This window comes from Mycoplasmopsis fermentans PG18, from assembly GCF_000209735.1.
GTDB classification, from domain to species: Bacteria; Bacillota_I; Bacilli_A; order Mycoplasmatales; family Metamycoplasmataceae; genus Mycoplasmopsis; species Mycoplasmopsis fermentans.
The window spans coordinates 566,762-579,828 of record NC_021002.1 but is presented as its reverse complement, the minus strand read 5'-3'; the positions used below and the strand labels follow the sequence as shown (position 1 = coordinate 579,828).

The window sequence follows — 13,067 nt, the reverse complement described above, 5'->3', positions numbered from 1 at the left end:
TTGTTCCTTTCTTATTTCTATTTTCCTAAACAAAAGTTTTTAAACATTTCGTCAAGCAATAATTCATTGTCAGCTCTACCTGAAATATCAACTAAATCAGCTCAAGCTTGTCTTACATCAATAATTACTACATCAACATCAATGCCATTATTTATTGATTCAATTGCATCAGAAATACTTGAATGAGCCTTTTTAACCAATGCTAGTTGTCTTGCATTAACAACGTATTCTTCATTGTTAATTTCATTCTTTGAAAAAATATTAACTAATGCTTCCTTTAAATCATCAATGTTTTTATTTTTAGCACTGACATAAATAACATTCTTTTTCTTTTTATTATTTTTTAATAAATCAACTTTATTAATTACTTTAATTAATGGTTTGTTAAATTGTTTAGCTAATTTTTCAACTTTTTTATCGTAATCATTTTCTAAAGTATTAGCTTCATTAACATGAATTACAACATCACATTTTTCAATTTGTTCAAAAGATTTTTCAATACCTATTTTTTCAATTTTTCGATTAGTTTTTCTAATTCCAGCGGTATCAACTAATTTGAATAATAAACCATCAATTTGATATGAAGCTTCAACAAGATCACGAGTTGTTCCAGCCTGATCTGTAACTATTGCTTTATCTTCATTTATTAAGCAATTTAATATTGAACTTTTTCCAACATTTGGCTTACCAAGAATAGCAACTTTAATGCCATCAAAAATTAATCTTGAGTTTTCACTTTCTTTGATAATTAAGCTCAATTTGTCTTGCAATTTTTGCAATCTAGAAATTAAATCTTTTGTCAAAACATTTTCAAAATCTTCATACTCTGGATAATCTATATTTATTTCCATTTGACCTATTAAATAGGCTAATTCGTCAATAAATGATTTAATCATGTTTGAAGTTTTGCCATCAAATTTCTTAATGGCTAATTCACTTTGTTTTAATGTTTTGGCATGTATTAAATCATTAATTGCTTCAGCTTTAATTAAGTCCATTTTACCATTCAAAAATGAACGTCGACTAAATTCACCTGGCAGTGCCATTCGAGCACCATTAGCTAATAATAACTCAAGAATTCTATTGGTTACTAATACACCACCATGGCAATTAATTTCAACAGTATTTTCGCCTGTAAAATTTTTATTTCCTATAAATCAAGCAATTAAAACTTCATCAATAATTTCTTTTGTTTTATTATCAAAAATATGGCCATAAGTTATTGTTTGATTTGTTCCTATTTTTCCTTTAAAAATTTTAGAAACTATTTCAATACTATCTTGACCACTAACTCTGATTATTGATATGGCTTGATTAATCTTACCACCTGAAGATATTGCTGCAATTGTGTCATTTATCATAATGTAAATATTTTACATTAAATTTAGATTTTTGTTTGTATCAATAAATTGACAAATAAAGGAGAAAAAAATGAATAATCAAAATTTTAAGAATTTATTAACTAAATATATTGAATTCTTTTATAGGTATAAAAGCATTTCATTATTAAAAAAGGCAAATAATGAATCACAATTTGATGTTAAATTAAGATTAGTTTTAACACAAAAATTTTTACTGCATTCACTAGGTTTGCAATACAACAAAAAGTTATTTAGAAAATATAAGAACAATAATTTTGAACTTTATAGAGATATAAAAAATGATCAACTAAATTATGATGAGTTAATTAAAGACATAAGCAAAAACAAAAAAGATTTAATTGACAAAAAATTAAACGCTCTTGAGATTTTTGTCAATATTATAAAAAATATTAATCAAGAAAAACTATTTACTTTTGCATTTGAATTTTTTAAATTAAAACCAAAATTTGATATTGATGGAGCTTATAACCATTCACAATTGATTTTAGTTACAAAAAGCAATAAAGAAAATCAAAGATGTATTATTTATGGAATTTTGGGAGATTTATATACCACCAATTCAAAAGATAATAATCATTTTTTAAACGAAAATAAAAATCTTATGAACACAGTTTTTATACCTATATCAATAAAAATCAAAAACAATGAAAATCTTTTAAATTCTCAAAATATACAAAAAATTGATATTGCATTTTTAAACAAAAGAAGAATACAAGAAAAAGAAATAAGAGTATAAGAAAACTTGCTAATAAGCAAGTAATCTTTTATTTATATTATTTATTTGATTCAATTTCATTGTTAATGTTTTCAGCTTCAACACCTACAATAATTTGAATTGAATTCTTTCCTAATCTAATCAAACCACTGCATCCCGCAAGTTTTAATTTTGCTTCATCAACAATATCTGAGTCTTTAACTTCATAACGAAGTCTTGTTGCACAGTTTGCAAAAGTTGTAATGTTTTCGTAACCACCAACAGCTTCAACAATAGCTTTTGCTTTTAGACTTAGGTTATTTAATTTCGAATCTGTTGGAGTTTCTTCACCAGAAGCACTTGAAGTTGATTTAACTTCTGTTAAAGCATTTGGATCAGGCAATTGGTTAGCACCACGACCTGGAGTTTCAAGTTTAAGACCTTTAATTGTATAGTAAGCAACAAAGTAATATGTAGCTGCACATGCAACACCAATTACTAAGATTCAACCAGGGTTAGCTAATACAGCATCAATACCTGTTTTGTTAGCTTTAATAATTGCTAATGATTTAGGAATTGATAATAAGTAATCCATTAAACCAGCTGAGAACCCAAATCCAATTTGAATTCCAAATGCACCAGTTATAAATGCAAATATACCAGTTAGAATGCAGTGGAAACCATATAATAATGGACTAACAAACATAAATGCAAATTCGATAGGTTCAGTAATACCTGAAAGAATTGATACTACTGCGGCTGCTCCAAAGATAGCCATTACTCTTCTCTTTTGCACTTTATCATCTGCAGTCATGTAGAAAGCAAATGCTAGAGCAGGAAGACCAAACATCATAACTGGAAAGAATCCTGATTGGAAGATACCAGCTGTGTTTCCTTTTGCTTTACCACTTAAGAAAATAAAGATATCACCAAATACAGGTGTACCATCAGGAGTTACATGTTCTCCTAATTGGAATCAGAATAAGTTGTTTGGAATGTGGTGTAATCCAAATGGAATTAATAGACGATTAATAACGCCATATACACCCATAATAGCAGCTGAAGCTCAACGACCTTTAGCTGCACCTGATAACACTTTTGAAAATGCATAAATACCATATCCAATTCATGGAAAAATAGCAGCATATGCAATGCCTCAAATAAGAGTTGAAAGAATTGCAAGAGCTGGAACTAATCTTCTACCCGAAAAGAATCCAAGAACTTTAGGTAATTGAACATCATTTGTATGGTTATAAATAGCTGCAACAATAAATCCAACAATAATACCATTAAGTACATTGCCAGACATTATTGCATTGTATTTGCCACCAAAGACACCTGCAAAACCATTAGCTATAACAAATTCTGAAGCAGGTTTACCTTCAGCTATAAAAGCTTCAAGTTTTTTACCATCTTCATTAAATTCGGCTCCAGGGAGTTTAAATGTGCTGTAGATTTTATCTACATATCCACCACTTTTTAATAAAAGTGAAAGTAATAGAATACTAATTAAAGCAGCAAAAGCAGCTTCACCACGGTTATCTTTAGTAAAACCAAATCCTATTCCGACGGCAAATAAAATGTACAAGTTGTCAAATACAACTGATCCGCCTGCTGTTATCATTTGTTGAACAAAGTTAACAAAGTTAGCTTCGACTTGTGAAATATCAGGTCCAGCTTTAACTGTTGGTAAATCAGCTCCAACTCTAAGAAGAATAGCAGCAATAGGAAGAACTGCAATAGGGAACATCAATACCCGACCAATGCGTCCAAGTTTTTCTAATAGTCTTTTTCCAAATGAAGGTCTTGATGATTGTGTTTTTGTACCAGTCATTATTTACCTCCTTGATTTTGTTGTGCTTTTTTTGTAACAGCTTTTTTATCTAAGATTGATAAAATAACTGTTCCAAAAATTGCAGCACATAAAGATATAAAGAAAAATAAGGCAACAATGGCTACGTATTTAGCATTTGTTGTTTTTAAAGATTCTGCAGCATCGAAGTTCTTAATAGAAGCTAAGATAATAATTAAAACCATAAAAACAAGAAACACCATTCAAAGTGAAAAAATAATCCACTTGTTTCGAGTCATGTTTTTGAACATAATTTTTCCTTTCACGTATATACGTTAGTGGAACCTTAATACATAGTTCCATATATATTTTAATATTTATATTAATTAGAACAATTTATAACGACACATAAATTTGATTAAAAAGCCTTAAAAATAGGCATTTTTTATTATTTTGACTCAAAATTTGTGGAATTTTTCACATCATTAAGTGCTGAAAAAACCAAAAAAAATGCGAATTTTGGACTACTTTCCAAGATTCGCAAAATATTATTTTTGATTATTTTTCAACTGCAAATAATAAGTTATTTACTAAAACAACTGAACCAGTTTGGTCGCCTTTTAGCAAATCACAAATCACAAATTTAATATTTAACTTGCCTTTAACAAATTCTAAGTTTACTCCGTTTGCATGAGGTTGAGTTTTACCACCATATTTATTTTCATAAAATGTTGAAATTCTAGCAACTTCGAATACTTTTGAAGTTAAATAAAATGCCTTAAATTTTTCAGTAAATTCAATAATTGTATAAGCAGATCTTCCGATTTTATGTTGTGCAGGATAAACTTGAGCAAATATATCACCATTTTCTAGTTTTTGTTTAGCACTAGCAATCCCATCTTCTTTAATTATAAAAGCACTTCCGTTTTCAACCATTGCTTTAATTGTTCTAGCTAAAACTAATGGCGCTTTTTCTTTAATAGTTTTAATTGCATTATCTACATCAGAAGGATTACCTTTAGCAGTTAAATCTACTCCTTCTTTTTTAAATTCTTCTACTAATTCCTTGAATTGTTTTAATTTTTCCTTGTCAGTAATTAGTGCAGAATATTTAGAAGCATCTGCATCCTTTGTCAATTTTTCCTTTAAAAGATCAGCTAAAGTTGCTTCATCTTTACTACCACATGATGAAGCAACAAATGGTATAGCTGTAATAACTGGAGCAATAATTCCTGTTAACTTTAATAAGTTTTTCTTCATAAATTCTCCTTTAATTCTATATATCTATTATATCAAAATGCTAAAAAGTTAAAATGGCAAATAAAAAAGCACTCATATTGAGTGCCTTGAAAAAAATGATTATTTTAGTTTTGCAAAGTATGACAATGTTCTTACTAATTGTGAAACGTATGACATTTCATTATCGTATCATGCAAAGATTTTGTAAAGTCTTTGACCATTTCCTTCTTTAACTTTTGTTAAAGTTGAATCGAATAATGAACCATAGTGTGAGTTAATAACGTCTGAAGAAACAATAGGGTCAACTACATATTTCATTGTTTCGTTTTCTGCTTTTTTGAATGCAGCATTAATTTCTTCAACTGTAGGTTGTTTTTTCAATTGAACTGTTAAGTCAACGAATGAACCTGTAATTGTAGGAACACGCAATGCTGAACCATCTAATAATCCATCAGCTTCGGGAACAACTAAACCAATAGCTTTTGCAGCACCTGTTGTTGAAGGAACAATGTTTTGAGCAGCAGCACGAGCACGTCTTAAGTCACCTTTACGGTGTGGACCATCTTGTAACATTTGGTCACCTGTGTAAGCGTGAACTGTTGTCATGTAACCGTTTAATAAACCAAATTTGTCTACTAAAACTTTAACAACTGGTGCTAAACAGTTTGTTGTACATGAAGCACCCGAAATAATTTCATCTTGTTTTGTTAAGGTTTCGTGGTTTACGTTGTAAACGATTGTTTTAACATCTTTACCAGCTGGAGCTGAAATAACAACTTTCTTAGCACCTGCTTCGATGTGTTTGTGTGCTAATTCTTTTTTAACAAAGAAACCTGTACATTCTAAAACAATGTCAATTCCTAATTCACCTCATGGTAAGTTAGCTGGATCTTTTTCGCAGAATACTTTAATTTCTTTTCCATTAACTTTAATAGCATTTTCTTTAACTTCAACCTTAGCTTCCAATGGGCCAAAAGCTGTATCGTATTTAAGTAAATGTGCTAACATTTTTGGATCTGTTAAGTCGTTAACTGCAACAACTTGAACTTCTTTATTTTGGGTTTCAAGTAAGTGACGAAGTGTTAAACGTCCAATACGACCGAAACCGTTGATTGCAACTTTTTTCATCTTTCTCCTTAATTAAAAAAATGTAAATTTATAAAAAGCTTTTTATACGCAATAGCGTTGTATTCATATGAATAAATACATTTTAATTATATATTTTTTTAAATAAAAAAATCATTTAAGTAAGCAAAAAAAATGAATCTTGTGCAAATGCTCTCACAAATAAAAAATAAAAGGCTTTGAGCCTTAAATTATTAACAAATAGTATTGCCTTCATAGGTCTTAATTTCTTCACTAAAATATTTAGCTAAAGATTTTCATTGTAAAATTACTTCTTCTTTTTTAGCAAACTTCTTATATTTTTCTAATGTACTTCATCTTTCCATAAAAATGAATGTATTATCATTTACTCAGTAGCCATCAAAAGATAAGTTGTATTCTTCTTTTTTAACTTCATCAATTCATAAACTAACAGTTTTTTCAAAAATCGATTTGCTTTCTAACTTGATTTTTACTTTTCTAAAAATTGCATAAATCATTCTTCCTCCTTTATTTTAATCTATTAAATAACAAATATTTCTCATCACAAATAACTTTATCAAATTTATTGAAATCATTAATTTTTTCAAAGTCAAATTTTTTAACTTTTAAAACACTTGCAACTTCTTTTATTTTTGTAGGCAATACTATTTGTAATGCACAACTAACAGCATAAATTCCATTTAATAATCTTACTAAAATTGGTTCCAATTCTTCTAATTTATCAGTTAATTTTCATGGTGTTGTTTCATCAATATATTTATTTAATTTAGCTGATAATTCAATTGCTTTTTTAAATCCTTTATCAATTTCAAAAGCATCCATATGTTTTTGAAATTGAGCACTGAAATTCTTAATTTCTTTTTCAATGTCTTTATGTATTTTTTTACTATTAACACTATAAAGCAGACCTTTTGGGAAAGAATTGTGAATCATTTTTAGTGTTCTTGAAACTAAATTACCATAATTATTTATTAAATCTGCATTAACAACTTCTTTTAATTTTTCTTCACTAAAATTACCATCTTCTCCAAATATTATTTGAGTTGCAAAATAGTATTTAATCATCTCATGATGATACTTGTCAAATAAATAATCTGGGGCTATAACATTATTTAAAGATTTGGACATTTTTAGTCCATCTTTATCTCTTAAAAGTCCATGACTAACAATATGATTTGGTAATTTAATACCTAAACAATTTAAAACAATTGGTCAGTAAATAAAGTGAAATCTTGCTATTTCTTTGCCTAAGATATGCACAATTTCGTCACCATTTTTTCAGTATTTAACAAAGTCATCTTTTGGTTTATTAAAGTCGAAACCAAGTTTTGTTATGTAGTTAAATAAAGCATCAAATCAAACATAAATTGTATGTTTAGGATCATCAATTGTTGGAATGGCTCATTTAACATTTGTTCTTGTAACTGATAAATCTTCTAAGCCTTCTTTAACAAAATTGTTTGTCATTTCATTAACTACTTTTTTAGGCAATAAGAAGTCTGGATGTTTTTTGTTATATTTGCTTCATCATTTTTGAACTTCATTCATTTTGAAGAAATAACTTTCTTCTTCCATATTGATTAATTCATGTTTTGATGAAGGATGATAATACTTACCATCTTTATAAACAGCTTGATTTTTTGTCAAAAATTCTTCATCTTGAACTGAATAAAGTCCTTGATATGAACCTTTATAAATTAAACCTTTTTGTAAAAAATAAGAAAATATTTTTTGAACAGCTTGTTCATGAAATGATTCTGTTGTTCTACTGAAATAGTCATAATCGATTTCTCATTTAGCTCACATTTCTTTGTAACTTTTAACTAAATCATCAACATATTGTTTTGGTTCTTTTTTAGCAACTAAGGCTTTTTCTTGGATTTTTTGACCATGTTCATCACTTCCGGTTAAAAGCTTAGCATCATAACCTAAAACTCTTTTATAGTTTCTAATAACTCAAGCCATAATTGTACAATAAAGATGTCCGATATGAAGCGGACCTGAAGCATAATAAATAGGAGTAGTTATATAAAAAGTCTTTTGTTTTTTCATGTTTATTTACCTTCTTTAACTTTAATTGGTTTGTACAATTTTTTAATATTTTCTAAATATTCATGTTGCTGTTTGTCATTAGGATCATGCAAGTACAAGTTAGGCAAGAAATGAACACCTCAACCAGCTTGATATCTGCCTTCAACTAAAACTAATTTAGGTTTATCTTGCATTCTTGGAATAATGAATTGAACTCTTTTAGGCTCAAAATTATATTTTCTCATTAAGCAAAAGCAATCAACTAAGCGTTCAACTGGAATCACTAAAGTTAAGTAGCCTTTTTGCTCAATTAATTTTGAAGAACCTAAAATAATTTGTTCTAAATTAATTTTATACTCATGTGTTGCAATTAGTAATTCTTCACTAATATTTTTGCTAACTTTATTAGTTTGCATTGTATAAAAAGGAGGATTGCAAACTATTGAGTCATATTTACTAGCTGCATTTTTAATTTTTTCTAAATAAAATTCATTGAAATCTTGATTAATTATTTTGATTTGATTTTGCTTGTTGTTAAGTTCAATATTGTCTTGAGCTAACTTACAAGCTTTAGTTTGGATTTCAACTGCATCTATTTTTAAATTTGGATTTCTTTCAGCTATAAAAATACTGAGAGCTCCATTGTTTGCTCCAATTTCTAATAGGTTTTTAATTTTATTATTTAAAAAAACAAAGTTGCCAAGCATAATAGTGTCAACTGAATAGTTGAACATATCTTTGTCTTGCACAACATATAAATTAGAATCAAAACCTAAAGAATTTTTAACTAATTTTTGTTTTTTATTCATAATTATTTACCTGATTTTTTATGTTTGCGATTTGAGTTTGAATTAAGTTTTTTCTTGATTTCTTCTAAGTATGAACCATAGCATTTTGCAAGCACTGCATCAATTTTACCGTTAGTTTCATCAGCTCCAGCAATAACCACTTCTACTTGGTCTCCAAGTTTAAAAGTGTGTTGTTTACTTCTTAATTCAGTAAAGTTTTCATTAACTTCATAATCACCATCACATAATGTTGAAATATGAACTAAAGCCTCTATTTTGCAGTCAAATTGGACAAACATACCAAAGCGTAAAATACTAATAATTTGAGCTTTCATTGTTTGACCAATTTTGTTTTTGAAAAACTCAGCATATTTTAAATCATTTGTATCACGTTCAAGTTGTAATGCTTCTTGTTCACTATTTGAATTTAATTCTGCAACATTACTTAAAATGTTTTTGTAGTGAGTAATTTTACTTTTATCATTGTTAAAAACAATTTCTCTTAAAATCCTATGAACAACTAAATCTGGATAACGTCGAATTGGACTAGTAAAGTGACAATAGTGTTCACTTGCTAAACCAAAGTGGCCAATATTATTTGGAGAATATTTAGCTTTTTGCATTGTTCTTAAGAAAACTGTTTTTAAAAAGTCATCATTTCTTGTTTCTTTAATTTTGTTGATTATTTTTTGAAAACTTTTTGGATTAATATCATTTCGATCAATGTTTACTTTAATACCTAAAACATTAAGTACACTCAAAAATGAATCAATTTTGTCACTATCAGGGCTTTCATGAACACGATAAATAAAAGGTATTTTTCTTTTAGCTAAAAATTTAGCTACTTCTTCATTAGTTCTAACCATGAAATCTTCAATAAGATTTTCACTAAAACCAGTTGGCTTAACTACAACATCAATTGTTTTACCTTTATCATCTAAGACAATTTCGGGTTCTTCAATTTCAAAATCAATGTAGCCTTCTTTGACTTTATAATTTCTAATTATTTTTGCCAATTCAGCTGCTTCATAGAGCATTCGATTTAATTTCGGGTCATCAAATTTTTGATTTTTATCATAAAGTTCATTAACCCTATCATATGTGAGACGATATTTTGATTGAATTATTGACTGATAAAATTTAGCATCAATAGTATCACCATTTTTATCAATTGTCATTATTGCACTAAGAGTAAAGCGATCTTCATTAGGATTAAGTGAGCAAATACCATTTGATAATTTATGAGGCAACATTGGAATAACGCCACTAACTAAATATCTTGAGGTTCCTCTTTTTAATGCTTCAACATCAAGAGAGCTGTCTTCTTTGACATAATAACTAACATCAGCAATATGAACGCCTAATTCATAAGTTCCATCAGCATTCTTTTTAACATTAATTGCATCATCAAAGTCTTTTGTGTCATTACCATCAATAGTAACAATTAATTCTTTTCTCAAGTCAAGTCTATTATTAAGTTTTTCATCTGCAATACTATTTGGAATTTTAACTAAGTAATCTTTAACTTCTTGTGGGAAATCTTCAGGTTTATTTCTAATAACTGTTAAGGCTTTAACATAAGCCATTGGATCATTACTGTTAGCTATTTTTTTGATAATGTTAAGCTCAATAATATTATTTTTAAATGAAACCATTTGACCTAAAACAACATCATGAAGTCTAGCTTCTTTAACCAATTCTTTAATATGAAAATTAATTTTTTTGTAGTCATTTTTAAGTGGTTTAAATGAAAGAAAACCTTCATGCATACCTAAAATACCAATGAATTTATCACTGTTTCTGCTTAAAACTTTTTCAACAATTGCAAAAGTTTTATCATCTAAAGAATGAAAGTATTTTAAAACTGTTATTTCAACAAAGTCTCCATCTAATGCTCTATTAAGATGAATACCAGGTACAAAATAACTTATTTTTTCAGCTTCAGGATTATCATTTTCTTCTTCTACAAAAGCATACTTGCCTTCTGAAGCAAATCGAATTTTTCCTTGGACGATTTTAATTTTTTCTATTAATGAATAAGTTGAGAGTTTGCCATTTTTAATTAATTTTCTTTCATCAATTAATTTATTTAGTAATTCGGTTAATTTTTTGTTATCTTTATAACTTATTCTTAAGCCTTTTGCAATATCAATGAAAGTTGAATTATCATGTTTTTTTAAAAAATTTAATATTTCTTGCGGATTCATAAGTTATACAATAATCCTTAAAATAATAGCTAAAATTAGCAATGCTATTCCACCAAATAACATTGAGTATTTTAAAACCTTTTTAAGTCCTCTTTCTTTTGAATATTTAAAAAGTTCCAAATCACCACTACCAACAAGTGCACCAGAAAAACCATTACTGTCTGGTGACATAAGCAATGAAATCACAATAATTGCGATCGATAAAATAGCGATAATTATTGATACAAATATAACTGCCATAATTCTCCTTTCAACCTAAAAACTTCTTATTAGTATTAATATTAAGATTATAAAGGAAAAGTTGCAAAATTTATGTTAATTTTTAGCATAAATATTATTATTCTAAATTTTAAGTTAATTTTTCTACTAATTTATTGTATTTTTTATAGTGCTTTTTAATATTTTTAAAATTATTCAATATAATTATGAAGATAAAAAATATATGGAGTTAGTATGAAAAACAAAATAACCAAACACAATATGTGTGAAATTTATGAGTCATTTCGTTTTATTCAACCTGAATATAAAAGTCGTGTAAATTCATTAAAAAATAAAAATGAAAATGACGAATTTTTAATCAAAGCACAAATGGAAAGTGCTATTTCATTGAATGAATATATTGATTCAAAATTAGAAAGAAAAAAGATCAGAATTGCTAATCGTAAGATTTCAAAAATCTCAAGTATCTTTATTCCACTAATTGTTTTCTTCTTAGTAACTGTTTTAATTGCAGTGTCTTATATTGCTTATGTAGCAGCTAACTATATGGTTAAAGATGCTGAAGTTTATACACTATTTGGTATAGCTATATTATCACTTATTTCAGCAGCAATATGCTTTGTAGTTTACTATAGAAAATACACGCGATATAACAATGATAAGGCTAAATATTTTGAAGATAAATTAAAAGAAGAAATCAAAATTGGAGATTTAAAATCTATAGTTTTAAAAAACAAAAATACATTAAATTATCAAGAAGATGTTGCTTCATTAGTTGTTGCTAACGATCTAAAATATCCTGATATTCCTGCAGGCTACAAAGTTGAAGCTTCAAAATACGCTAAACGTTTTACACTATATGGAATGAATGTTTTAGCACAAGATGCTCAACTAGTAAAAATTGACGAAAAGGCTAATGAAACAGCTGAATCAGACAAAAGTATTATTAGTAATAAAGCTAAAAAAATTAAGATTTTTGAATTCTCATTTATGAATAGTCAATTTGACAAAATTTATTTACCATTTAACTTATTTAACAAATTTGAAGTTTTCAAAGCTAAACTTGAACCAATCAAAAGTAACGTTTCTGATTTAGACAAAATCTTCAATATTCATGCAATCAAAAACCCGCTTAACAGTAAACTTTTCGATGCTCTTAAATTATGAAAAAATAATATTCATTTTGCTCATACTTTTATACCTCAAGAATCAGGTGTTAATTACTTTAACTTCAAACTTACAGCAATCTTTACTTTAAAAGAAGAATGCGAAGATGAATTTAATATTCAAACAAATGCAAAATACTGAAACAATCCATTCAAAGTTGAATTACCTGAAACAATTGATGATTCAACAAAATTACCAATGTGATTTATTATCAATAATTTCTACAAAATGGTAGACTATATTGCACTTTCAAAAGCAACAGTTGAAAAATATGTTATGCCAATGATATTCTACTTATTTAATGAAATTAATGACACCAAAGTATTTAATGAAAAAACTCTTTCAGATTTATACGAAATTTAATAGATTAAATAGTGCCCTCAAGGGCATTTTTTAATTTTTGCTAATTTTAATATTAAAAATTATTATTAATATTAGTAA

At 27.4% G+C, this 13,067-nt stretch carries 12 protein-coding genes; 2 read left to right on the top strand and 10 right to left on the bottom strand.

The window, feature by feature from the left end:
* Positions 1–17 precede the first annotated feature (17 nt).
* Positions 18–1,361 carry a tRNA uridine-5-carboxymethylaminomethyl(34) synthesis GTPase MnmE gene (gene mnmE / locus MBIO_RS02665; RefSeq protein WP_013354930.1) on the bottom strand — a complete coding sequence of 448 codons (1,344 nt, stop codon included), beginning with the start codon at positions 1,359–1,361 and terminating at the stop codon, positions 18–20.
* A 70-nt stretch (positions 1,362–1,431) separates the two neighbouring features.
* On the opposite strand from mnmE, the gene MBIO_RS02660 reads away from it, so the two are divergent.
* Positions 1,432–2,118 (top strand): hypothetical protein, encoded by a 687-nt coding sequence (locus tag MBIO_RS02660; protein WP_013354931.1) that lies wholly within the window; start codon positions 1,432–1,434, stop codon positions 2,116–2,118.
* 37 nt (positions 2,119–2,155) lie between these two features.
* Here the strand turns inward: MBIO_RS02660 and MBIO_RS02655 are convergent, their stop codons facing one another.
* From MBIO_RS02655 to secG, 9 genes are all read right to left on the bottom strand, one after another.
* Positions 2,156–3,910 (bottom strand): PTS transporter subunit EIIC, encoded by a 1,755-nt coding sequence (locus MBIO_RS02655; protein ID WP_013527118.1) that lies wholly within the window; start codon positions 3,908–3,910, stop codon positions 2,156–2,158.
* On the bottom strand, positions 3,910–4,113 hold the full coding sequence (locus MBIO_RS02650; RefSeq protein WP_013527119.1) for a hypothetical protein: 204 nt from the start codon (positions 4,111–4,113) through the stop codon (positions 3,910–3,912). Before MBIO_RS02650 ends, MBIO_RS02655 begins: the two co-directional genes overlap by 1 nt.
* A gap of 313 nt (positions 4,114–4,426) precedes the next feature.
* On the bottom strand, positions 4,427–5,128 hold the full coding sequence (locus tag MBIO_RS02645; protein WP_013354934.1) for a hypothetical protein: 702 nt from the start codon (positions 5,126–5,128) through the stop codon (positions 4,427–4,429).
* A gap of 99 nt (positions 5,129–5,227) precedes the next feature.
* Positions 5,228–6,235, bottom strand: coding sequence for a type I glyceraldehyde-3-phosphate dehydrogenase (gene gap, locus MBIO_RS02640; RefSeq protein ID WP_013354935.1), 1,008 nt, complete (start codon positions 6,233–6,235; stop codon positions 5,228–5,230).
* Positions 6,236–6,426: 191 nt separating this feature from the next.
* On the bottom strand, positions 6,427–6,711 hold the full coding sequence (locus tag MBIO_RS02635) for a hypothetical protein (RefSeq protein ID WP_013354936.1): 285 nt from the start codon (positions 6,709–6,711) through the stop codon (positions 6,427–6,429).
* Positions 6,712–6,721: 10 nt separating this feature from the next.
* Positions 6,722–8,266 (bottom strand): methionine--tRNA ligase, encoded by a 1,545-nt coding sequence (gene metG / locus MBIO_RS02630; protein WP_013527120.1) that lies wholly within the window; start codon positions 8,264–8,266, stop codon positions 6,722–6,724.
* Between the two features lie 2 nt (positions 8,267–8,268).
* Positions 8,269–9,054, bottom strand: a complete 786-nt coding sequence (locus MBIO_RS02625; protein ID WP_013354938.1) for a tRNA1(Val) (adenine(37)-N6)-methyltransferase — start codon at positions 9,052–9,054, stop codon at positions 8,269–8,271.
* Between the two features lie 2 nt (positions 9,055–9,056).
* Positions 9,057–11,240 carry a ribonuclease R gene (gene rnr, locus MBIO_RS02620; RefSeq protein WP_015511008.1) on the bottom strand — a complete coding sequence of 728 codons (2,184 nt, stop codon included), beginning with the start codon at positions 11,238–11,240 and terminating at the stop codon, positions 9,057–9,059.
* Positions 11,241–11,243: 3 nt separating this feature from the next.
* Positions 11,244–11,480: a preprotein translocase subunit SecG gene (gene secG, locus MBIO_RS02615; protein ID WP_013354940.1), complete on the bottom strand. Its 237-nt coding sequence runs from the start codon at positions 11,478–11,480 to the stop codon at positions 11,244–11,246.
* Between the two features lie 213 nt (positions 11,481–11,693).
* On the opposite strand from secG, the gene MBIO_RS02610 reads away from it, so the two are divergent.
* Entirely contained in the window at positions 11,694–12,989 is a 1,296-nt protein-coding gene (locus MBIO_RS02610; RefSeq protein WP_041594223.1) for a hypothetical protein, read from the top strand.
* Positions 12,990–13,067 lie beyond the last annotated feature (78 nt).